The 22,376-nt window shown below is 41.3% G+C and carries 20 protein-coding genes; 5 read left to right on the top strand and 15 right to left on the bottom strand.

What is annotated here, in order from left to right:
- The first annotated feature begins 45 nt into the window (after nucleotides 1-45).
- The gene (locus tag JWQ34_RS09745; protein WP_299356968.1) at nucleotides 46-2,529 is read left to right on the top strand and encodes a hypothetical protein; all 2,484 of its coding nucleotides are present in this window, start codon (nucleotides 46-48) and stop codon (nucleotides 2,527-2,529) included.
- A 197-nt stretch (nucleotides 2,530-2,726) separates the two neighbouring features.
- Here the strand turns inward: JWQ34_RS09745 and JWQ34_RS09740 are convergent, their stop codons facing one another.
- Together JWQ34_RS09740 and JWQ34_RS09735 are read right to left on the bottom strand one after the other, a co-directional pair.
- Nucleotides 2,727-3,485, bottom strand: coding sequence for a glycosyltransferase family 2 protein (locus tag JWQ34_RS09740; protein WP_299356967.1), 759 nt, complete (start codon nucleotides 3,483-3,485; stop codon nucleotides 2,727-2,729).
- Nucleotides 3,482-4,744 carry a glycosyltransferase family 4 protein gene (locus JWQ34_RS09735; protein WP_299356966.1) on the bottom strand — a complete coding sequence of 421 codons (1,263 nt, stop codon included), beginning with the start codon at nucleotides 4,742-4,744 and terminating at the stop codon, nucleotides 3,482-3,484. The genes JWQ34_RS09740 and JWQ34_RS09735 overlap by 4 nt, the downstream gene beginning before the upstream one ends.
- Before the next feature lie 176 nt (nucleotides 4,745-4,920).
- On the opposite strand from JWQ34_RS09735, the gene JWQ34_RS09730 reads away from it, so the two are divergent.
- Together JWQ34_RS09730 and JWQ34_RS09725 are read left to right on the top strand one after the other, a co-directional pair.
- Nucleotides 4,921-5,433 (top strand): serine acetyltransferase, encoded by a 513-nt coding sequence (locus JWQ34_RS09730; RefSeq protein ID WP_299356965.1) that lies wholly within the window; start codon nucleotides 4,921-4,923, stop codon nucleotides 5,431-5,433.
- A gap of 16 nt (nucleotides 5,434-5,449) precedes the next feature.
- On the top strand, nucleotides 5,450-6,199 hold the full coding sequence (locus tag JWQ34_RS09725) for a class I SAM-dependent methyltransferase (RefSeq protein ID WP_299356963.1): 750 nt from the start codon (nucleotides 5,450-5,452) through the stop codon (nucleotides 6,197-6,199).
- A 90-nt stretch (nucleotides 6,200-6,289) separates the two neighbouring features.
- On the opposite strand, the gene JWQ34_RS09720 is transcribed toward JWQ34_RS09725, so the two are convergent.
- The 8 genes from JWQ34_RS09720 to typA form a co-directional block, all read right to left on the bottom strand.
- On the bottom strand, nucleotides 6,290-7,207 hold the full coding sequence (locus JWQ34_RS09720) for a glycosyltransferase (protein ID WP_299356961.1): 918 nt from the start codon (nucleotides 7,205-7,207) through the stop codon (nucleotides 6,290-6,292).
- Nucleotides 7,208-7,981: a class I SAM-dependent methyltransferase gene (locus tag JWQ34_RS09715; RefSeq protein WP_299356958.1), complete on the bottom strand. Its 774-nt coding sequence runs from the start codon at nucleotides 7,979-7,981 to the stop codon at nucleotides 7,208-7,210.
- A 36-nt stretch (nucleotides 7,982-8,017) separates the two neighbouring features.
- Complete coding sequence (locus tag JWQ34_RS09710; protein ID WP_299356957.1) at nucleotides 8,018-9,505, bottom strand: polysaccharide biosynthesis C-terminal domain-containing protein; 1,488 nt, start codon at nucleotides 9,503-9,505, stop codon at nucleotides 8,018-8,020.
- Nucleotides 9,506-9,515: 10 nt separating this feature from the next.
- Nucleotides 9,516-10,280, bottom strand: coding sequence for a TylF/MycF/NovP-related O-methyltransferase (locus tag JWQ34_RS09705; protein ID WP_299356955.1), 765 nt, complete (start codon nucleotides 10,278-10,280; stop codon nucleotides 9,516-9,518).
- The gene (locus tag JWQ34_RS09700) at nucleotides 10,273-11,406 is read right to left on the bottom strand and encodes a glycosyltransferase (protein ID WP_299356953.1); all 1,134 of its coding nucleotides are present in this window, start codon (nucleotides 11,404-11,406) and stop codon (nucleotides 10,273-10,275) included. Before JWQ34_RS09700 ends, JWQ34_RS09705 begins: the two co-directional genes overlap by 8 nt.
- Nucleotides 11,407-11,409: 3 nt before the next feature.
- Entirely contained in the window at nucleotides 11,410-12,096 is a 687-nt protein-coding gene (locus JWQ34_RS09695; RefSeq protein WP_299356951.1) for a class I SAM-dependent methyltransferase, read from the bottom strand.
- 73 nt (nucleotides 12,097-12,169) lie between these two features.
- Complete coding sequence (locus JWQ34_RS09690) at nucleotides 12,170-12,946, bottom strand: hypothetical protein (protein ID WP_299356949.1); 777 nt, start codon at nucleotides 12,944-12,946, stop codon at nucleotides 12,170-12,172.
- Between the two features lie 93 nt (nucleotides 12,947-13,039).
- Nucleotides 13,040-14,848 (bottom strand): translational GTPase TypA, encoded by a 1,809-nt coding sequence (gene typA, locus JWQ34_RS09685; protein ID WP_299356948.1) that lies wholly within the window; start codon nucleotides 14,846-14,848, stop codon nucleotides 13,040-13,042.
- 333 nt (nucleotides 14,849-15,181) lie between these two features.
- Here typA and JWQ34_RS09680 point away from each other — a divergent pair, with 333 nt between their 5' ends.
- Complete coding sequence (locus tag JWQ34_RS09680) at nucleotides 15,182-15,343, top strand: FeoB-associated Cys-rich membrane protein (protein WP_299356947.1); 162 nt, start codon at nucleotides 15,182-15,184, stop codon at nucleotides 15,341-15,343.
- 53 nt (nucleotides 15,344-15,396) lie between these two features.
- Nucleotides 15,397-18,759 (top strand): glycosyltransferase, encoded by a 3,363-nt coding sequence (locus JWQ34_RS09675; protein WP_299356946.1) that lies wholly within the window; start codon nucleotides 15,397-15,399, stop codon nucleotides 18,757-18,759.
- Nucleotides 18,760-19,070: 311 nt separating this feature from the next.
- Here JWQ34_RS09675 and JWQ34_RS09670 read toward each other — a convergent pair whose 3' ends face one another.
- The 5 genes from JWQ34_RS09670 to ispF all read right to left on the bottom strand — a co-directional run bounded on the left by JWQ34_RS09670 (nucleotide 19,071) and on the right by ispF (nucleotide 22,376).
- Entirely contained in the window at nucleotides 19,071-19,451 is a 381-nt protein-coding gene (locus JWQ34_RS09670; RefSeq protein ID WP_299356944.1) for a DUF4440 domain-containing protein, read from the bottom strand.
- A gap of 28 nt (nucleotides 19,452-19,479) precedes the next feature.
- Complete coding sequence (locus tag JWQ34_RS09665) at nucleotides 19,480-20,247, bottom strand: isocitrate lyase/phosphoenolpyruvate mutase family protein (RefSeq protein WP_299356942.1); 768 nt, start codon at nucleotides 20,245-20,247, stop codon at nucleotides 19,480-19,482.
- Between the two features lie 76 nt (nucleotides 20,248-20,323).
- Nucleotides 20,324-21,136, bottom strand: coding sequence for an AraC family transcriptional regulator (locus JWQ34_RS09660; RefSeq protein ID WP_299356940.1), 813 nt, complete (start codon nucleotides 21,134-21,136; stop codon nucleotides 20,324-20,326).
- Between the two features lie 249 nt (nucleotides 21,137-21,385).
- Nucleotides 21,386-21,592 (bottom strand): hypothetical protein, encoded by a 207-nt coding sequence (locus JWQ34_RS09655; RefSeq protein ID WP_299356938.1) that lies wholly within the window; start codon nucleotides 21,590-21,592, stop codon nucleotides 21,386-21,388.
- A 301-nt stretch (nucleotides 21,593-21,893) separates the two neighbouring features.
- Nucleotides 21,894-22,376, bottom strand: a complete 483-nt coding sequence (gene ispF, locus JWQ34_RS09650; protein ID WP_299356936.1) for a 2-C-methyl-D-erythritol 2,4-cyclodiphosphate synthase — start codon at nucleotides 22,374-22,376, stop codon at nucleotides 21,894-21,896.

Here is a 22,376-nt window from a genome sequence, read left to right as displayed (position 1 = left end):
TTTCTATTTTTGAACATTAATTAATATCCATTTTAAAAAACTTAGATGAATAACTGGTTTAAGCGCAATGGCATTCACTTCGCCATTACAGGAATTTTTTTAGTGATCTGCTTCTTATACTTTACCCCTGCTTTCCAGGGTAAAACTTTAGGGCAGGCCGATGTTACCGGGGCTCAATCCTCGGCTGCTGAAATTGACGCTTATAAAGCAAAAGACACCACCATATTGTGGACCAATCAAATATTTGGAGGGATGCCCGCTTTCCAGCTTTGGGCTCCGTATAAAGCTAATATTACTACACATGTTATCCATGCGCTAAAAGCGGTGTTCCCAAACCCTATTGATACGGTATTGATATTTTTATTGGGTACATACTTCCTGTTCATAGTATTAAAATTGAATCCGTGGTTATCGGCAGCGGGTGCCATTGCATTTACCTTTTCATCCTACAATATCATTTTGCTGGTGGCGGGGCACTCCAACCAGGCTTATGCAATAGCGTTTTTTGCGCCTATATTGGCCAGTATAATATTAACGCTGCGCGGAAAATACATATTGGGCGGCGCGCTTACGGCGCTTTTCCTCACCATGGAGATCCGTGCCAATCACATACAAATGACTTATTATTTAATGCTGGCTATATTAATTTTAGCAGGCATTGAATTATATCACGCCATAAAATCAAAAACAACCGGCCCGTATTTTAAATCATTAGCTTATTTAGGCGGTGCTTTGTTGTTGGCTGTAACGGTAAACGCGTCTATACTTTGGAGCACTTATGATTATGGTAAAGAAACTATAAGGGGGCAATCAAACTTAACGCAGCATACAACCGAGCCAAGCAGCGGCCTGGCTAAAGATTATGCTTATAGCTACAGCCAAAGCGTTGGCGAGTGCTTTACGTTTTTAGTACCTAACGCATACGGCGGTGGCAGCTCTACCGAGGTCTTAGACGAAAATTCTGAAACTGTAAAAGTATTTACTGCACGCAGCGTTCCTGCGGACCAGGCTATAAGAATGGCTAACCAAATCGGCGGATTCCCCGGCATGGGTACTTATTGGGGTACTAAACCTAATACCAGCGGACCGTTTTACTTTGGCGCTGCCATTTGTTTCCTGTTTATATTTGGATTGTTGGTTGTTAAAAACCGCGTAAAATGGTGGTTGCTGGCAACTGTGGTTTTAACAATGCTGCTTTCTTTCGGCGGTAACTGGCCTTATGTATCCGATCTGTTTTTCAACTACTTCCCGCTCTATAATAAATTCCGGACGGTAGAATCTGTACTGGCGGTCGCGGCCCTTTGTTTCCCGATACTGGCATTTTTAGCTATTAAGGAAGTTTTGGAAGCAGTTGATAGTAAAGAGGTTTTCAAAAAGCTAAAGATAGCCTTGTATATTACCGGCGGTTTATTATTAGTGCTGATAGCCCTGCCCGAAGTTTTATTAAGCTTTAGATCAGCAGAGCAGGCAAACGGCGTGCAGGCACTTGCACAAGCCCTGCAAAATGACACTGCTGTAGCCACCGCGGTATCAAACGCTATTGTTAAAGACAGGATGGCTCTTGAGCGCGCAGATGCTATACGCTCATTAATATTTGTAGTGATTGCGTTTGGTTTATTATGGGCATTTATTAAACATAAAATTAACGCCACTATATTATCGGTTGGCTTTTTAGCCTTGATTTTGGTTGATGTTTGGCAAATAGATAAACGTTATTTAAAAGACGAAAACTTTACCGAAAAACAAGAATCGAACAAACCACAGCCACGCGTGGTAGATCAATTTATAGCCCGGGATACCGACCCTGATTTCAGGGTGTTTGATACTACAGTATCGCAAACCTATGATTTGGTTAACCCGTTTTTCCATAAATCATTCAGCGGCTATTCGGCAGCACGCTTAAAGCGTTACCAGGAAATACTGGATAGCCAGTTTGCTAAAAGTGTTAATCATGATGTTTTGGATATGATGAATGTTAAATACATTATTACCCAGGATCAAAAAACACAGAATTTTGGCATGCAAAACAATGCAACCGCTTGCGGGCATGCATGGTTTGTGCATAGCATAAAATATGCTAAAAATGCCGATGAAGAAATGCAGGCTATAAGCAGCTTTTCGCCTAAGGACGAAGCTATTATCGATCAAAAATATAAAAGCTTAATTGATGAGAAATCGGCATTTGTTGATACAAACGCTACCATCAAACTGGTAAACTACAACCCGGATCACATGGTTTATCAAAGCAGCTCAACCTCATTGCAAATTGCCGTATTCTCTGAGGTTTATTACGACAAGGGCTGGACCATGAAGTTAGATGGGGTACAAACCCCTTACTTCCGTGCTGACTATATTTTACGCGCCGCACAAATACCGGTAGGCAATCATAAAATAGAATTTATATTTCACCCTGCTTCATACTATGCAGGCGAAAATATCTCATTAGCAGGATCTGTATTGCTGGTACTAGCGTTGGGCTTTGCAGGATATTCTGAGAATAAGAAAAAGCCGACAGGAAAGAAGGCGTAATTATTACAGCCTTACAAAGTTTTTAAAACTTCGTAAGGCTTGCTCACATAAAAAGGGGTGCTGAATTTCATTCAGCACCCCTTTTTATTACCCAATTGTCATTGCGAGCGAGGAACGAGCGCGGCAATCGCAAGGATGCAATGCGGATAATAGTTCGCGATTGCCACGCTACGCTCGCAATGACAAATTGTTATCGGTCAATCGTTCGTCCTCCTATTCCTCAACCAATACCATCCCAACTTAAATGCGATAATGCCGTGGTTAAATAGCGTTGGCAACAAACCATAATGCTTTTTCATAATATCAAAGCGCTCGGCCAGGCTTTGGCGGTGTTTAAGTTTCGACATTCCGCCTACCTGATATTTAGCAACGTATTGGTTTACGTTTACAATGGTTTTAGCTTTTTTAGCTGCGCGTAATATCCAGTCGATATCGGCGCTTAATTGGTATTGCGGGTCATATGGCTCAACCAATGCGCGTTTAATGTAAATAGCCTGGTGGCTTACGCTCATGCCATATTTAAAACTTTTCCACGTAAAATTGGCCGGGGCTTTATGGCGACGCTGGCCCAAACTTTTGCTTGATGCATCAATCATTTCTGTTTCGCCGTAATAGATATCTGCATTGGGGGCAGTAGCAAACACATTCGCTATAGTATCAGCCGAGTAGATCTCGTCTGCCGAGTTCATGAACAACACGTAATCACCTGTTGCCAAAATAAGCCCCTTGTTCATGGCATCATAGATCCCGTTATCTTTTTCGCTGATGAATTTAGTGAGCCGGTCTTTATATTTTTCAATTATCGGTACTGTACCATCGGTTGATCCGCCATCTATAACAATGTACTCAATCCCCTTATAAGTTTGGTTCAATACCGAAAGCAGTGTGCGCTCAATATCAGCCACGTTATTATAAACAACGGTTATTACAGATAATATGGGCTGGCCTGCTCTCATTGTTTTATAATGGATTGATACAGGTTAATATATTGTTGGGCCACTTTTTCGTTGGTATAATTATCAAGCACCTTTTGGCGGGCGTTTCCTGACAGCTTAGCATCACCATTCAATACCTCTTGTAATCCTTTAGCCATATCCCCGGCAGATTTAAATTGAGCTAAATAACCATTCTGCTGATGGTCTACCATTTCGGGTATACCGCCTGTATTAAAAGCAACCACGGGCGTGCCGCAAGCCAAAGCTTCCATAACGGTATTGGGCAGGTTATCTTCTAATGATGATGTTATAAACAAATCGGCCATACTATAAACGTCAGCCAGCTCTTCTTGCGAGCTAATGAGATTTAACTCATGCACCTTAAACGGCAATTGTGTTACATCAAAATGTTTGTTCTTACCAAATATTACTATTTCTATTTTTTCGCTTTGCGGATAATTGGCTTTTAAAATATTCAGGGCATCCACCAGGTAAGTAATGCCTTTGCGCTTATCGTTAATATTAGCCGCGCCGAAAAGGATAATTTTGGCATCGGCATCAATTCCTCTTTTTTCTCTTGCCGCCGCTTTATCCTTCGGCGAAAAAATATCTATATCTATAGGATTTGGAATAGCCTCTATCCTGAAATCTTTTATCAATGAACTCTGCTTAGCAACCCCGGCCAGCCATTGGCTGCAGGTTACAAAGGTTATATTTTTAGCATCCTTAAACAGCGCGGCTTTGCGCAGCCAGCCGATATGCGAAATATCATTTTCATCGGCATCCCGCAAAAAAGGGCAATTGCCACATTCGCGCATAAAATTATCGCAGATGCCCGAGTAATGGCAACCACCAGTAAAGGCCCACATATCATGCAGCGTCCAAACAATAGGTTTGCCGGTATCAACCAGTTCTTTCAAGTCGGTAATGGATAGGAAGCCGGAGTTTGTCCAGTGCAGGTGTAAAATATCCGCACCGGTAACTAAAAAATTATTTTTGATGCTTGTACCCGAATTGGCTGGCGAGAATGCAAACCGTACCGATTTATCCTTTTCATGAAATAATATAAAGGGGATACGCTCACGTAAGAAATTAATTTGCGCTTTTAACCTCGTAACAAAGCTAGTGGCAATACCCTGAACATTATCGTCAATAGTTTTTTTATCTTGTACCAGTAATGCCGCGTCAGTCTTTTGCCCAACCAGCGCCTTTAACAGGCGCATACAAGCGGCAGGTGCACCCCCCCCGGCATCGGATGTATTGATGAGCGTTACTTTCATTGTCACAAGTATACTAATAAAGCAGAAAGCTAAAAGACTAAAGCAGAAAGCTTTTTTCAATTGCTTTGTACTTTAGTTTGCTTTGGTCTTTCTGCTTTTAGCTTTCTGCTATTATTACGCCGAAAAATTTTACTTTTGATTATTCAATAAACAAACACCCAAAGCAGTTAACCCGCATGAGCTATTTATTTCAGGATTGGCAATCAAACCATAGAAATTTGAAGGGACAGCTTGTTATGTTTTTGTTCAGGCTGGTAATGTTAATTAACCGGTCTATGATAACCAAGGTGATATTTTTTCCATACCTGATGTTTTATCGTTACCTGGTAGAGTGGGTTTGGGGTATTGAAATTCCGCGTAAAACTACTATTGGCAGGGGGTTATCTTTATTTCATGGACAGGCATTGGTAATAAACCTGGGCGTTGTTATTGGCGATAACTGCACTTTACGAAACAGCACCACCATCGGCCACAAAAAACAAGCCGACGGCACCTTTGGCCGTGCGCCGCGCATTGGCAACAATGTTGATATTGGCGCCAACGTTGTTATAATTGGCGATGTCGAAATTGGCGATAACGTAGTTATAGGCGCAGGATCTGTAGTTACCAAAAGCATACCAGCCAATAGCGTGGTGGTGGGTAACCCGGCAAGGGTATTGGACAAGAAGGACACCGCGGAGAATTTATAATAGGCTGACAGCATACATGGATAATAATTTAACAGATCGTTCTTTTTGGAAAGCATTTTGGGAATCAAGACTGGGGTTGATTTTTAGTATTAAGCGTGATTATATTTTTGGCGATATCCTTGGCAAACTTAAAGCCGATAAAGGCTACCAAACAGCGATAGAGTTGGGCGGGTTCCCTGGATATTATGCCATCTACCTTAAAAAATATGAGAACATGGATACCACCCTGTTCGACTATTTTATTCACCAGGGATTGATAAACGAATTGCTGAAGAAGAACGGTTTAAAAGACGGTGATGTTAAAATTATTGAAGCCGACCTGTTTACCTATCAACCTGCCGAGCAGTATGATATGGTATTATCCTTCGGCTTAATAGAGCATTTTAAAGATACCAAAGCCATTATAGCAACCCACCTGCCATTCTTAAAAACCGGCGGAACACTGTTTATAACCCTGCCTAATTTTAAAAGCATAAACGGCTGGATACAGCGCAAGTTCGACCTGGAAAATTATAACAAACACTACATTGAATGTATGGACCCCGCCCTGCTTGCCGACTGCTGTAAGCAGTTAGGATTAACCGAGGTAGAATCATACTACTACGGCAAGTTTTCTATGTGGTTAGAGAATAAGGGTACGCAATCTGCTTTAGCCAAGGCGTTTGTTAAGGGATTATGGTTTGCAGGGAAAGTTATTACCAAAATAGCACCGTTTGAGAGCAAGGCCCTGTCGCCGTATATTGTGGTGAAGGCGATGAAAAACTAATTAAAAGGGGTGTCATGCTGAGGCACTCGAAGCATATGTGCAAAAGCCTTTACGCTCACCCTTCGAGTGCCTCAGGGTGACACTTTCGCGCTATTTCTTAACAGCCGACTTTACCCGCCACTGCTTAAAGAACCGCATCCCCCTTTGCAGCAAAGTACCCTTGCGATTTTTCAGGAAACGTTTAATAGCATTATGTGCCTGCTCATTTTCTTTTAGGTCGACAGGGAAATCCTTGATGGGGTTTTTAGAGATATTAACACCATACATGTTTTCGATATTTGAGTGTACGCCCGTACCGTCATGCCCAATGTTATGCACCAGCGAGCGCGAGGGATTAAGCGTAAGCCCTCCTTTTAGAAATATGGACGCGTACCACCTTATAGCCCACGAGTTGTTTCTGCCCGCTTTAAACTCTTCCATCTGTTTCCAGAAGTTCATGGTGTAGCCTATCGAGAAATCGTATTTTTGTTCTACGTTAAATTGGGCCATCAGTTTATCAATATCCGGCTCAAAATCGCGCCAGGCGCGTGCCCATGTTGCCCAACCCCAACTTGTAGCAATACGGTGGAAAAAAGCATCGGGCAGGGTTTTATCATCCAGGTCATACATATAAGCGCCGATATGCATTACCGCGTCATCATCATGATATTTGGTTAATCCCTCGTTAAAATACTCGAGCGTATATGGCGATGAGATCATGTCATCCTCAAACACAATGATCTTTCCAAACTCGCTCACCAATTGGCTCACCCCAATAATTATAGAATTGGCCAGCCCCAGGTTTTCCTTTCGGGTTATTACCTTAACCGATTTAAAACCGGTAACCTCATTAGCTAATGCCCTTACCTCATCAACCTTGTCTTTATCGGCTTCGGTTTTTGGGCCATCAGAAAATATAAACAAACGCGACTCATCAGCCAGCAAATTCTTTTGCAAATAAGCCAGTGTACGGCGGGTATGCTCGGGCCGGTTATATACAAATAGCGCTATAGGGGCAAGGTTCTGCATTTAAAACACTTTAGGTTGTTCAACGGCTTTTTTGCATAAAACCGTATAGTAATTGGCAAATTTTTCTTCTGTCTTTTTACCAAAGATAGCAGCAGCCAATTTTTTAACATTATGCTCCAAATCAATTTTAAGCGAGCTTAAAAAGTTCTTTGTTTTTTTTAGTGTTATATAAGTATAAAACTTGGTTACTTCGGGTGCGATGGTATCGGTCAGGTCTGTTACGACTTCAAATCCCTCTGTCAGCAATAAATAGCGTAGTGATGTTGGCGTATAAACATTGATATGCCCGTAAGCCAAAAAATGCTTAATGCGGGTATCAACCCCGGTGCGGTAATCGCGCGGAACTTCAATAACCACCATTTTTGCGACACGTTTTAATTCGCGTAATAACAGGCGCTCATGCTCCACATGTTCTAAAACATGGGTAAGAATGATGAGGTCCATACTGTCATCTTCAAACGGCAGATGATAACCATCAAACTCCTGTACAGACTTTATGCTGGGGATGTTTCTTTCCTTAATGCGCTCTACCCCACTGGCCGATAGCTCGACCGCGTGCAGCTCGGGCGCGAAGTTTTTTTCGGACAATAGTTTTAGTATCACACCATCTCCTGCGCCAACTTCTAGTACTTTGTTAAAAGTATAGCCTTTACAAACGGTTAAAATATGCTCAACCTTATATTTGGCACCCAACATGCGCCAGGTTTCATCATTATTTTCATAATAATTATCGTACGCCGTTTTAAGGTTTTCGCTGCTGTTAACTTCCTGCATTTTTATATTTTATTCAATTTCAATTATCAATCTAATTTACCGAAAAACTTTTTTCAGCATGGCATCGGCCTTCTCATTAATATCGGTAGATATTTTAAAGTAATAGGCCAATAAACCATAAACCAGCGTAGTAACCCCGCTACGTACTACAATATCCAAAAAAACATTGGGCATTCGCCAAAAATATTGGCCCGTTGCCCAGCCTATCAGCGCGATACCAATTACTAATATATGCTTGTAATTAAACGGCTGCATTTTAAACCGGTATTTTATATATAACCAGGTGGCAAAATTTAAACCTATGGTGGTTAATAAATAGGATATAGCCGCGCCCATGCCCTGGTATTTTGGTATGAGTATATAATTTAGACTGACACAAAATATAACCGCCGCTATAACAAACCCGGTAACCAGGCGGTATTTATGCGATGTAGTCATGATATAAGTATTTAGCCCGCCGGTAATATCAACTAAAAACCCTAAGCCTATCACTATAAACAGGTTAAAATATTTAGGGTCGGTGTATTCTTTATTCCGGGCAATGGCATATAGGTTTTCGCGATTTACAATAATACCGATAAACAGCAAACAGCCTATTACCATCTGGATAATAGATGTTTTATAATAAACCTCGATAATGTTGTCGCGATTGTTTGATTTCCAGGCATCGGCAACAATAGCATAGGTGGTTCTGCTTAGGGCCTGGGCCGGCACACTTATCACTATGGCTATATTAAAATACCAGCTATACACACCTTGTACACCATCGCCAACCATGGCGCTTAGCATTAACGTATCAACCTTTTGCAGCAGCACATATATGGCGCTTGATATTACCGTGAATAAACCAAAGTTTAAAACCTCGCGTTTTTTAATGGTTTTAAATCCAAAATCATTAAGCCGATAAGAGAAGTTGCCGGTATAAACTATGCTTATAAATAGCAGCAATGATATTAAGCCATTGCAACCTATGTACAGAAATATAAAATCTTCAAAGTTTATCCATTTAGCCGCTATCATCAACAGGAAACCTGTAGTCAGCAATCGCAGCAATACATTTTGCAGGAAGTTTGAATAGATAGTTTGATATACTATCCGCCCCGTCATCTCCAAATAATTGAAGGATAATACAAAAAAGGATAAAGGTATCAGGTAATAATAGTACTCTGCAAACAAGGGCGACTTTTGCGCATACTGCGCTAGTATTACCGGTTTAAATACAACATAAACTAATGTTGCCACAATAAAACCGGCCAGCGCCAACCCCGCCGCCCAATGCATAAATCCATTATGTTTACGGTCATCCGTACGGTAAAAGGGGAAGTATTTAGCCAGTATGCTGGGCACACCTAGTGAAGCAACCAGCGAGTAAAGTACCGATACGCTAACTATCAGCGTATAAAAACCGTATTGGGCCGGGTTAACAAAAAAAGGAAAAAGCAAAACCGTATTTATATACGCTATTACCATACCGCCGTATGATACCATCGTATTTTTATAGGCCTGCGCTTTTACTATCCCCATTTATTTACGCTTAATATTTTATGCCGATACGACCGGTATAGTCAATACGGTTTAGCAATAATGGTAATTTTTGGGCTTCTATATATTCGTCGACCGCTTTGCGGGCACCTTCCCAATGGCCGTAGTCGTCAATAATGATAACACCACCCGGTACCAATAGCGGGTATAAGTGTTTTAGCTCATGCGCGGTTGATTCATAAAAATCGGTGTCTAACCTTAATAAAGCTATTTTACCCGGCAGGGTTTGGGGGATGCTATCTTCAACCTTGCCTTTTATAAAATGAACTTTTGCTGCCGGGTAATTAAGACTGCCCACATTCTTCTGCACTTCCTCAATAGTAGAGTAACACCAAACCGATGTCGGGTCGTCCCTGTCGGTAGTCGTCATCAGCTCATCAGCCGTAGTGCCGGTAAATACTTTATCCGCCTCGGTAGGTTCAGACATACCCTCGTAGGTATCATACAAATATATTTCGCGGCTTTTGTCGCCGGCTTTCATCAGGGTATCAATAGCGGCCATGGTACTGCCGCCTCGCCATACACCACACTCTACAAAATCGCCTTCGATTTTATTGTCGACCAGGTAGTTTACCGCGTTGCATAATGATGCAATACGCTCGGGCGTAGTCATAGTATACGGTTTTACCTTTTTGTAGGTAGCAACTGTTTCTTTATCAAAATCGGCGGGCAGGCCATCAACTATTAACCGTTCGTCTGGTTTTACTATATCGTAACCAAAGTTCTTTACTAACGACCGTAATGTTTTTTTAAGCATGTTTATGGTTTGCTATAGCTTGTTTTAAAAGCTTTGTTATAGTTTTTATCCTGTTTCTAATATCGTAATTTTCGCGAATGTAAGTTGCTTCTTTAGCCCCAAGCGATACGGCCAGTTCTACATCCCCGGCTATTTTCATCATATAACCAGCCATTCCCTCAATATCATGTTCGGGCACCAAATATCCGGTTTCTCCGTTAATTATCGCTTCTTTTATTCCGGCATGCAAGGTACTTATTATGGCCAGGCCTGATGAGCCTGCCTCGAGTATAGTAACCGGGGTACCCTCTTTATCGCCGTTAGCCGCTGTAACCGAATGCTGTACAAAACAACGTGTTTTTGCAAACAAATTTTTTATTTGTGCCGTGTTTAAAACGCCCGATAAAGTAACGCTTTTTTCTACTTTTAATTGGTGGATCAACGCTTTTGTCTCGTCAAACAATGGCCCCTGCCCTACCATATTTAAAGTAGCATCCGGGAATTTATCCAGCACCAACTTAAACGCTTTTACTACCGATGTTGGCGATTTCTTCTCTACAAATCTGCCTATAGCTAAAAATGTACGGCCCGTTTTAGAAATATCCAGTTGGGGGAAAGCATCCGGGTCAACACCGCACGAGGCATTGGTTATTTTATCATCAGGTGCGCCTAACTCTATCAGCGCTTCAGCCATATCGCCTGATACCGCAATTAAGGCGCTGGCATAGTTAAATGACCGTTTATACAGATCCAAATATTGAATGATAGTTGCCCGGTGATGCACATCGGCGCCATGATAATGTATCACCAGCGGTACGTTTGCCATTTGGCAGGCCTCTGTTACCAATGCGCCAACCATGCCGTACTCGGCAAATACTACGTCAATTTTTTCTTTGGATAGATATTTTGCCAGGGCATGTGTACGCACCTTTATATCCAGTTTGTTAAATATTTTTTTCTGGATGAGATAGCTCAATAAACCAACCGGCGATTTGATGAGATACTTACCCTCGTGGTCATAAACCGGGAACACACCGCCATACAGCACTTTTTTATTGCCGGGCAAGCGCTCAATATGTTCCCGCACAAAGGTTTCTGAAAAGGAATCTTTATTGGGTTTAATGATGCAGAGGTTAAATTGCTCCATTAATTACTTTAGCGGTTTTTGAGCCAATACAACATATAAAGAGGCATCCCTGTCGCGCTGTGGCTGCGAGTTTATTTTATTAAAAAGAATAATTTTAAGCTGCATAATAAACGCGAACGGCGGCCTTAAAAATTTAGGCAGTTTGTTTATGATCGAATCCTGCAACAATTGCAATCCGCTGGCGGCCAAACCCATTATCCCGAAGAATGAGGTAACTATAAAGGTTTCGTCCTCTACGGTTTTACGCAGGCCGGCGCTTGTCCACCGCCAATAATCATTAGGCGTTGGGTGATAATACCAATAACCATGCGTGGTTAGTATGATAGAACCGCCGGGTTTTAATATCCGCAGCGCTTCCTGTAAATACCCTGATGGTGTATCCACATGTTCCAATACCTGGTTGGAAAGAATGATATCGCAATAATTATCAGGCAAGGTGGTTTTGCTGTCAAAACCGATATGATGATCAGCCTTGGGGTTCATTTCCAGGTCGACACCCAAATAAGTACCCACATGCGGTTCAATAACACTGCGGTAAGGCATATCGCCACAACCAAAATCAACCAGCAGCAAATCTTTATTATTGGCCGTTAGCTCTTCTATTTTTTTGATGGTTGCATCCCTTAACTGGGTAAGGTGTACATATCTGGGGTGGAATATATTGGGGTTTAACCGGTCATTACCTTTCATCCGGCTAATTTAAGGCTTTTATGCAGGTTATTAAAATAACTTGGTTATTGACGGTTTATTATTAAGCCAGGTATTACTTATGCTTAAAAAAGTGCTGTAAAAAATTCTGCTTAATAACAGTATCTTTTCGCCATATAACAAGCGAGTCGGCCGTTAATTTCTGCACTTCGTAAGATCTTTCATCCGTCTTATTTTTATCCAGCACAAGCAGGCAGCCGGGTTGGGCAATTCCCCAGGTACCGGTTGCCGGTGGTGGGGCGGGCACGCCATTAAATGCGCCTAAAATAAGATTATAGCTGGCATCGGCATTTAATTTAAAATAGCCAGGCTGTTTTGAGCGCATTGCTTTAAAAACAGTATCAGTACTATATGGAGCCCTCAGCGTAAAAGCATTATCCCATCTAAACTCTAAACTGGCTAAACTGGGGCATTTAAATGCCGCGTAACGTTGTGTAACAGATGTAAGGCCAGAGGTTTGTCGCAGTGTTAATGAATCATCAGACAAAGTAATAACTAAAAACCGGCGTTCTTTAGCGGTGTTTGGATTAAGCACAAAATCACAGGTTTTATTGATGTTCCATTTGCCGTTTACTGGCGCGTCATCACTAAACAAATTATAGGTAAAATCGCTGTTGATCTGGAAAAAACCATTGGGATGGATAACGGTACGGCTTTTAACGGCACCGTTTGTTTCAAAAACGTCAGTCTGGGTGGTTAATATCGCCCAGCGTTTCATATAGTCAATAGATGAGTCGTGCAGGCAAATATTGGTTGACTTTACCTCTTTCTTACAAGCGTTTATATACAACGCAGTCAGTAATACAAAACAAATATAGAGATACCTTTTCATCATACTATTAACCGTAAATATACTGGTAATACCTAAACAAAAAAAGAGCCACAATATTGCGGCTCTTTTAATAACAATTAGCTTATTAAGCTATTATGACTGAAACTTCTTAGCGTTTATTCTACGCTCGTTTTCATTCAAATATATTTTACGCATACGGATGCTTTGAGGAGTAACCTCAATGTATTCATCAGCCTGTATATATTCCATTGACTCTTCTAATGAGAATTTAATGGCAGGCGCGATACGTACGTTGGTATCACTACCAGATGCACGCATGTTGGTTAATTGCTTGCCTTTAGTTAAGTTAATAACCAAATCGTTATCGCGGATATGCTCGCCTAAAACCTGACCCTCATAAACATCAACTCCCGGATCTATATGGAAACGACCACGATCCTGCAATTTATCAATTGCGAAAGCGGTAGTTTTACCTGTATCCATTGATACCAATACACCGTTTGAGCGGCCCGGGATAACACCCTTCCATGGCTCGTAAGCTTTAAAGCGGTGAGCCATGATAGCCTCGCCACCGGTAGCGGTTAATACGTTGTTACGTAAACCAATAATGCCACGTGCAGGGATATCAAACTCTAAATGTTGTAGATCGCCTTTTGGCTCCATTACTAACAGGTCGCCTTTACGTTGGGTTACCAACTCAATAACTTTACCTGCAACATCGCCCGGTACGTCTACGATCAGTGTTTCTACCGGTTCGCATTTTACACCGTCAATTTCTTTAACAATTACTTGTGGCTGGCCCACTTGTAACTCATATCCTTCGCGACGCATGGTCTCGATCAATACAGATAAGTGAAGAATACCACGGCCATAAACCAGGTATGAATCCGGCGACTCGGTTTCAACAACCTTTAGTGCCAGGTTTTTCTCCATCTCTTTGTACAAACGATCACGTAAGTGGCGTGAGGTTACAAATTTACCTTCTTTACCAAAAAATGGTGAAGTGTTGATAGTGAACAACATGTTCATGGTAGTCTCGTCAATATGGATAACTTCCAATTGCTCCGGTTTATCAAAATCAGCAATAGTATCGCCAATATCAAAACCGTCAATACCTAACACCGCGCAAATATCGCCGGCGCTAACTTCGTTAGCTTTAACCTTACCTAAGCCTTCAAAAGTATATAGTTCTTTTATTCTTGTTTTTTGGATAGTACCATCGCGTTTTACCAATGATACGGGCATGTTTTCTTTAATAACACCACGTGCAACACGGCCAATAGCAATACGACCAACGAACGAAGAATAATCTAATGACGTGATCTGCATTTGCAAAGTACCCTCGCTAATTGGCGGTGGTTGGATGTTTGCCAAAATAGCGTCCATCAACGGGAATATATCTTCAGTAGGTTTTTTCCAGTCGGTACTCATCCATCCTTGTTTTGACGAACCGTAAATTACCGGGAAATCCAACTGATCTTCTGTAGCCTCAAGGTTAAAGAACAACTCGAAAATTTGCTCATAAACTTCTTCGGGGCGGCAGTTTACTTTATCAACCTTGTTTACAACCACAATAGGTTTTAAGCCTAAGGCCAAAGCTTTTTGTGTTACAAAACGGGTTTGGGGCATAGCTCCTTCAAAAGCATCGCAAAGTATTAAAACACCATCGGCCATTTTTAATACACGCTCAACCTCGCCGCCAAAGTCGGCGTGACCAGGTGTGTCAATGATGTTGATCTTAACATCTTTATACATTACCGAAACGTTTTTTGATACGATGGTGATACCACGCTCACGTTCCAGGTCATTATTATCCAATATCAGTTCACCAGTTTCCTGGCCTTCACGGAAGATTGCACAACTGTGCAGAATTTTATCAACCAAAGTAGTCTTGCCGTGGTCAACGTGTGCGATGATCGCAATGTTTCTTATTTTTTGCATGAAATGCCTTTAAAATTTGGCGCAAAGGTAAGGTTAATATATGGATTTTTAAAAAGATAAAGGGATTAAGTGAGAAGATAATGTAAATTTAACTACCAGATTACATTTATTGGGATAGGCTATTTATCTTTTGCATCAAGCAACATAGTGTCATATATGTTCCCATAACTCTAATTTAGACATTATACTTGCTTTATCAAAACCTTTAACTACAGCCCAAGACTATGTTTAACATTACCAATCCCCACAACATTTCAAAGTAAAAAAACACAAGTTCAGTATCAGGCGTTACTTAATATACGTTTCTTAATAAAATGTATTAATTTTGTGACCATGAATATACAGGCAATAGTAATCTTGATCATATTTGCGGCGGCTGTATTTTACATCGGCAGGCTGATGTATAGAAATTTATTTGCTAAAAAAGGCTGTGGCGAGAACTGCAAATGCGGCGTTGATTTTTCAAACATCGACACTGATAAAAACTTTAAATAGTACCAACCTAAATACATTCTACTTAAATCTTTAGTAATAATCTTTAGTAATTAATGGCCGACAAGCAGGTTTTTCAAGCTGATACCCCAGGTAGATGGAACCGTTTTAAATGGCTTAGCCGTATACTATTAATTGTTTTGATCTGTAGCGTGGCAGGCTCGGTAATTACCATTACTTCGCAGCAATATCCTAGTTTACCCAACTTAAATCCGACACCAAAAAAACTTACTAAAGAAGAGCTTGAACAGCTAAAGGCTTCTAAGCAATTTAAAAATTTTAAAATAGATAAAGACCAAATACAAAAGCTGGAACGCACCCGCAGTTTGTATCGCATAAAACACCCTAATAATAAAGATCGTATCAATGCCGGCTTTTACCGCGCATGGGAAGCCCAGGCTTACAACTCGCTGGTTGAACATATCGCCCGGCTGGATATGATAGTAAGCGAAGGCTTTATTATTAAACCCAACGCCGATACCATACAAGCCAGGATTGATACCGGCCTTGTTAATCTAAACAAAAAATACAAAAAGCCGGTACTGGTTACTTTAAGCAACTATGTTAATTACAACAATGCTACCGGCGATTTTGACACCAAGGATATTGAGCGCATTATTAAAAGTAAAAAGCTGCGTACCACTTTTATAAATAGCATTGTTAATCAGCTAAATAAGTATAAGTTTCAAGGCGTTAACCTTGATTTCGACAACATAAAAAACCGCAACGAGCTCAACTATATTACGTTTGAGCAGGAGCTATATAACACGCTTCATCCCATAGGCTTTTTGGTAACACAAAATGTTATTCCGGATGATGAACAATTTGACCTGGAGCGCCTTCAGCATATTAACGACTTCCTATTTGTTATGGCCATTAACCAGCATACAGAGGATAGTAACGCGGGCGACATATCAAACCAGCACTGGGTAGAACAGATATTGGACGAAGTATGTTCGCGCATACCCAGCGAGAAAGTTATTTTAACCGTATTTGGCGGCGGGGTTGATTGGCCAGAGAATAGCGTAGGTAAACCCATTGGCTACCAAACCGCCATTAGTACCGCGCACGAAAAAAAGAGTAAAATAATATATGACCCGGTATCAGCCAACCTTCATTACAATTATGATGGGCAGGACGGATTAAACCACACCGTTGTTTTTACAGATGCTGCCACAAATTTCAACATTATCCGCATGGCGGATGATTGGGATACTGGCGGTGTCGCGCTATGGCGGCTTGGTGGTGAGGACCCACGTATGTGGAGCTTCTTCCAGAAAAACCTGGCTATTGATTCTTTAAGGAAAACAGGCGTTGATGTTAAGCGCTTAACATACGTGGGTTTAAATAACAAGATAAACTACGAAGGCGATGGCGAGGTGCTTGACCTGATAACCACACCTGTTAGAGGCCAGATAGATGTTAAGCTGGATACGGTTAATTACGTTATTACTAATCAGAATTATATAAAACTGCCTACCAAATATGTTATCCGCAAATATGGTTACAAACCGGGCAAAATAGTTTTAACATTTGATGACGGACCCGACCCGGACTTTACCCCAAGGATACTGGATATTTTAAAACGCGAAAAAGTTCCGGCGACATTTTTCGTCGTAGGATCAATGGGCGAAAAAAACATGCAGATTCTTCGCCGTGAGTATGAAGAAGGTTTTGAAATTGGCAATCATACGTTCTTCCACCCTGATATATCAACCGTAAGTATTGAGCGTGTAAACCTGGAGTTAAATGCTACCCGTAAGTTGATAGAATCTGTTACCGGCCATAGCACTATTCTGTTTCGCCCGCCTTTTAATGCCGATGCCGAACCGCAAACTCTTGCAGAGGTTATACCTGTGGCCGAAAGTCGCAAACAAAACTATATCAACATAGGCGAATCTATAGACCCGTGGGATTGGCAGCCGGGCGTTACCAAAGACAGTATTGTTGCCCGTACCATAAGGCAGGCCAACAACGGATCGATGTTATTATTGCATGATGCCGGCGGCGATACCCGCGAGGAAACCGTAAAGGCCTTGCCCGAAATTATACATTTCTTTAAAACCCATGGCTACCAGTTTACTACCATTGCCGATATTTTAGATAAAACAAAAGACGACCTGATGCCCCGGGTAAAACACGAGGGTGGCATTATGGGCTCTTTGTATGATGTATTTGTGGTTAGTTATTTTTATGGCAACTGGTTCTTACTATACCTGTTCCTGTCGGCTATTTTCCTGGCTATTGGCCGTATTGTATTAATAGGGATCTTAGCGCTAAGGCAATATACCGAAGGCAAAAGCTTTGCCAAATACCGTATAAGGGTCGAGAAAAAGAAACTACAGCCCGTAAGTATAATTGTGCCTGCCTATAACGAAGAGGTTACCGTAATAAAAACCATTCAAAGTTTATTAAAGACAGAGTACCGGCATTTCGAGATCATATTTGTTGATGATGGGTCGAAAGACAAAACTTATGATATGGTTTATGCCGCCTATGGCGATAACCCTCGGGTAATGGTTTTAACCAAACCTAATGGCGGTAAAGCATCGGCCTTAAACTTTGGTATAACCCATGCAAGCCATGATTTTGTAGTTTGTATTGATGCCGATACCCAGTTAAAAGATGATGCCATTTATCATTTAATGACCTATTTTACTGATGACGAAATTGGCGCGGTAGCTGGCACGGTTAAAGTTGGTAATGATACCAACATCATCACCACGTGGCAATCAATAGAATATATCACCTCCCAAAATATGGACAGGCGCGCGTTCGACCTGATCAATAGTATAACCGTAGTACCCGGTGCAATCGGAGCGTTCCGCAAATCGGCGGTGTTCCAGGCCGGTGGCTTTACTACCGATACATTGGCCGAGGATTGCGACTTAACTATGCGGATCCTTAAAAAAGGCTACATCATAAAAAATTGCGCCGAGGCCATAGCCTATACAGAAGCCCCCGAAACATTGAACGCGTTGCTTAAACAACGTTTCCGCTGGAGTTTTGGCGTTATACAAAGTTTCTGGAAAAACCGCAGCGCGCTGTTCAACAAAAAATATAAATTCTTTGGGATGGTGGGTATGCCTAATATCCTGATATTCCAGATCATATTGCCGCTGTTCTCGCCATTGGCCGACTTGTTTATGATCATTGGCCTGTTTGGCGATAAGCCGGGCAAGATCATTACCTATTATGTCATCTTCGTGCTGGTAGATTTCATTGTAGGCATCCTGGCTTTCTGGATGGAAAAGGAAGATTACAAGAAACTGGTGTACATCATTCCGCAGCGTTTTATATGGCGCCAGCTAATGTATTACATCCTGTTTAAAGCCTTACGCAAAGCCATGAAAGGCGAACTAAACGCCTGGGGTGTCTTGAAGCGTACAGGGAATGTTACGGAGCGGGTGAAGAGGTAGTTAACTAGTTTGCAGTGTTGGTTTGCAGTAGGCTTAAAAACTTTAGTCCGGATTTATAATCCCAACTAACAGCGATAAAAGATTTGCAACAGAGGCGTAGCCTTGACCAATGTTGCAACAACGGATTTCAATCCGTTGTATTACCATAAGAAAAAGTAAAAGTACCGTAGGTACGACCCCATATTATATGCGCCGTGCCTACGGCACTCATTTTTAGACTTTATGTATTCAACGGGTTAAAACCCGCTGCTATAAAGTGAATCGAGCCGATAGCTCTTGTTTTAGCAATGTCGTTATATTGGGTGTTATTGTTATACTGTTAAATTGCTCTCTGCACCAAATGCATGATCTATAATAATCTTCCAACCGCCATCGGGTTGCTCAACCATTACTTCAATGCCTTTGGCGCTTATTTTCACTTCGTCGCCATCGGTAATGCTCCATTCAGACCGGCCTATGGCAATGCTGCCGGTTTGCAGGCAATAAACCGTTTTAATTTCCATAGTGCCTTTAATGGATAGAATAGCTTTTACAGCTTCTTCAAATTTTTCTTTGCCTGATACGGGCTTGCCGGGTTCGGGCACAATAATACCGTTAACATCATACATACTCATTACGGTGGCTACGTTGCCTGTATTAAAGGCGGCAGCAAGTGTGCTGTGAGCGTCTTCCGCTCTTTTTGGTAAGTTCATTTTTTATTTTTTTTGGTGAATGGTGTTGTTAAATAATTGATGAGAAGTTGCCATCAGCTATAATGGCCTTTGCCAATTTACCGGCGTGAGTGTATACACTATTAAAAAGAAATGGGCCAATGCTTATTCTTTTTACCCCTAATAATTTTAACGCGTCAAAATCAGGCAAAGTCGGCATACACATAACATTAACCGGCAGTTTGGTGGCTTTTACAACCGTTTCAATATCACTACGTTCAGTAATGCAGGGCACAAATATTCCGTCAACACCCAGGTTTTCGTAATTTTTTATGCGGGTAAGGGTTTCGGTAAGCGCAGTTGGCATGCCCAACAAAAATCCATCGGTACGGATGTTTAGAAACAGCTGTAAGTTATTCCGGCTAATGTGGTTGGTTATGGCTTCCAACGTTTTTTGAAACGCGGCTACCGGCTGTAATTGTCGGGTAGTGCCTGCTATGGTATCTTCTAAATTTATGCCAACTACACCTGCATCATGCAGTTTGTTAATGTTGTCAATAATGCGATCAACATTGCGGCTGTAGCCGCCTTCCATATCAACCGAAAAAGGAATATTTACGACCTCAACAACCTTTTTAGCCAGTTGGAGCAGTATTTCAAAGGGCAGGTTTTCGCCATCATCATACCCCATAGCGTTTGATAGGGCCTGGCTTGACACACCAATTGCCGGGTAATTATTAGCCTCTAATACTTTGGCGCTGTTTACATCCCAGATATTCCCTAGTATAAAAGGCGTTTCATTATGATGCAGCTGATAAAATGTTTGATAAGAGTTCATATTTTGTTATTTTTTATAATAACAAAAGTAGGCGGGCACTAAGCACTAAAATTGTACAGAGCGGAACAGTATTAACTTATTGCTGCAAAAGCTGGTTAACAGGCGTAATGCTTTCTGCATAAGCCGATGGAGTGACACCGGTAAATAATTTAAAATCCCTGATAAAATGAGATTGATCAAAATAACCGGAATGGTACGCAATAGTGGTTAAAGGCTGCTCGTTTTTAGCAACCAGGTTTAAACTGAACTGGAAACGGTTTATTTTATTAAATGATGTGGGCGATAAGCCGGTATGCTGATAAATTAGTTTATGAAGATACCTGGAAGTTATGCCATGTTTTGAAGCGATATGGCCAAAGTTATTATCCGGCGAAACGTTTTTTATACTTGCCAGTATATGAGCCACTTTATTAATTTGGAAAGACCTTCTTTCGTTAGCTGATAATTTTTGCCATAGGAAGTTTTCTATCAGCGCTATTTTATCTTCGTCAGTCTTTGCCTCAAAAAGCTGGTTGTGCAAAGTTTGTATACAACTGCCAATAACCGCAGACAAGTCAATAATCTGGTCATTAAACACGTTAATACTATCATTAAAAAAGTAGGCTGCCGAGTGGGTGAAAAATTTAACGCCCAGCATAGTGTGCCTGCCTTTAGATTTTATGGACAAGGGCTTGGTTATTTGTCCCCACAGCTCTATTGGCGGGGTTTTTAAGAATTGATTATTTACAGCCGACTCCCATGTACCCTCGCCTAAATTAAAGATCATTTCCATATCACCGCTGGGGAACACCGTATCTTCAAACTCAATATTCAGATCAGATTTAAAAATATAATAATGCTTAACGTAGGGCTTTAAAATGTCGGACGGCGAGAACTTTCTAAATTCCATATTGTGAAGTTACGGTTATTAATCTTTTATAAAAACTTGCGTGCAAGATTAGTTAAGTTTTGGGATATTAAATTGCACAAACCGGAACAGTTATAGGATTAAGAGGATTATAATTTCACCTGTATGATCGCTAAGATGCGTAACCCAATATCATTATTGTAGCAACGGATTTTAATCCGTTGTACTGAAAGAAAAGAAAAATAAGAACCGTAAATAAGTGTCATGCCTACAACATTCATTTTCTAAAATTTACATATCCAACGGATTAAAACCCGTTGCTACAAAATGTGCCGGGCCGATGGCGTAATTATATCTGGCTGGCAAGAGCGCAAAGGCTACTTGTGCTTCAAACGGTTTATTGCGTTTATGTAGCGTGAAAACGCGTGAAATTGTAGTTATAGGTGTATTAAGAGCGCCAATTGGAAAGCGTATAAAATCATCCAACATGCGGTCCATAGAACTCCTTTGGAGAGGGTTACAACTAAATCTGACAACTTATGGTGACATTCTTTTGTCACTAAACAGTTGTACCAAAACTTACTTAAAAGTCATGAAAAGTGTACCAAACTGAATAATGAAATCGAAGTCAAAAAAATAATCGCTTAGCCTGCAACCATTTGCAAAAACAGGTGTACCAAACCGTATCATCGGGACACCTTCAATGTGGAACACGCAGATAGTGATTAGAGTAAGAGATTGGTGATTAGTTAACTATTAATAGATCCCGCGGACAGGCCTAATCTTTAATCTTCAACTATTAATCTTTCTCAATAAGGCAAACCGCGTAAGCAACAACGCCTTCTTCGCGGCCTATAAAACCCAGTTGCTCGTTAGTAGTAGCTTTTATGGAGATATCATCCTCGCTGATACCGGCGGCACCGGCTATATGAGTTTTCATAGCGGGGATATGCGGGTTGATCTTGGGTGCTTCCAGGCATACCATAGCGTCAATATTCCCAATCTCCCAGCCTTTTTCGCGGAGCAATACCATTACATGTTGTAACAGTTTTAAGCTACTTATGCCTTTCCAACGGTCATCGGTGTTTGAGAAGTGGAAACCTATATCACGCAGATTAGCTGCACCCAGCAGGGCATCGCAAATGGCATGTAGTAAAACATCGGCATCAGAGTGGCCGAAGGCACCTGCATGATGCTCCAGGTTCACTCCGCCTAAAACAAATGGATGTTGTTCTTTTAGTTGATGTACATCAAAGCCAAAGCCTACTCTTACCTTACTCAT

The organism is Mucilaginibacter sp. (assembly GCF_028288185.1).
In the GTDB taxonomy this organism is placed as follows: domain Bacteria; phylum Bacteroidota; class Bacteroidia; order Sphingobacteriales; family Sphingobacteriaceae; genus Mucilaginibacter.
This window is presented reverse-complemented; position numbering and strand designations above follow the sequence as displayed.

Coding starts and splice junctions, on each gene's coding strand:
- JWQ34_RS09665 (WP_299356942.1), bottom strand. CDS start 20,247: ATGAACTCTTATCAAACATTTTATCAGCTGCATCATAATGAAACGCCT.
- JWQ34_RS09735 (WP_299356966.1), bottom strand. CDS start 4,744: ATGAAAGTAACGCTCATCAATACATCCGATGCCGGGGGGGGTGCACCT.
- JWQ34_RS09655 (WP_299356938.1), bottom strand. CDS start 21,592: ATGGACCGCATGTTGGATGATTTTATACGCTTTCCAATTGGCGCTCTT.
- JWQ34_RS09680 (WP_299356947.1), top strand. CDS start 15,182: ATGAATATACAGGCAATAGTAATCTTGATCATATTTGCGGCGGCTGTA.
- typA (WP_299356948.1), bottom strand. CDS start 14,848: ATGCAAAAAATAAGAAACATTGCGATCATCGCACACGTTGACCACGGC.
- JWQ34_RS09710 (WP_299356957.1), bottom strand. CDS start 9,505: ATGGGGATAGTAAAAGCGCAGGCCTATAAAAATACGATGGTATCATAC.
- JWQ34_RS09705 (WP_299356955.1), bottom strand. CDS start 10,280: ATGCTTAAAAAAACATTACGGTCGTTAGTAAAGAACTTTGGTTACGAT.
- JWQ34_RS09690 (WP_299356949.1), bottom strand. CDS start 12,946: ATGAAAAGGTATCTCTATATTTGTTTTGTATTACTGACTGCGTTGTAT.
- JWQ34_RS09715 (WP_299356958.1), bottom strand. CDS start 7,981: ATGCAGGAAGTTAACAGCAGCGAAAACCTTAAAACGGCGTACGATAAT.
- JWQ34_RS09660 (WP_299356940.1), bottom strand. CDS start 21,136: ATGGAATTTAGAAAGTTCTCGCCGTCCGACATTTTAAAGCCCTACGTT.
- JWQ34_RS09720 (WP_299356961.1), bottom strand. CDS start 7,207: ATGCAGAACCTTGCCCCTATAGCGCTATTTGTATATAACCGGCCCGAG.
- JWQ34_RS09730 (WP_299356965.1), top strand. CDS start 4,921: ATGAGCTATTTATTTCAGGATTGGCAATCAAACCATAGAAATTTGAAG.
- JWQ34_RS09740 (WP_299356967.1), bottom strand. CDS start 3,485: ATGAGAGCAGGCCAGCCCATATTATCTGTAATAACCGTTGTTTATAAT.
- JWQ34_RS09695 (WP_299356951.1), bottom strand. CDS start 12,096: ATGAAAGGTAATGACCGGTTAAACCCCAATATATTCCACCCCAGATAT.
- JWQ34_RS09700 (WP_299356953.1), bottom strand. CDS start 11,406: ATGGAGCAATTTAACCTCTGCATCATTAAACCCAATAAAGATTCCTTT.
- ispF (WP_299356936.1), bottom strand. CDS start 22,376: ATGAGTAAGGTAAGAGTAGGCTTTGGCTTTGATGTACATCAACTAAAA.
- JWQ34_RS09675 (WP_299356946.1), top strand. CDS start 15,397: ATGGCCGACAAGCAGGTTTTTCAAGCTGATACCCCAGGTAGATGGAAC.
- JWQ34_RS09670 (WP_299356944.1), bottom strand. CDS start 19,451: ATGAACTTACCAAAAAGAGCGGAAGACGCTCACAGCACACTTGCTGCC.
- JWQ34_RS09725 (WP_299356963.1), top strand. CDS start 5,450: ATGGATAATAATTTAACAGATCGTTCTTTTTGGAAAGCATTTTGGGAA.
- JWQ34_RS09745 (WP_299356968.1), top strand. CDS start 46: ATGAATAACTGGTTTAAGCGCAATGGCATTCACTTCGCCATTACAGGA.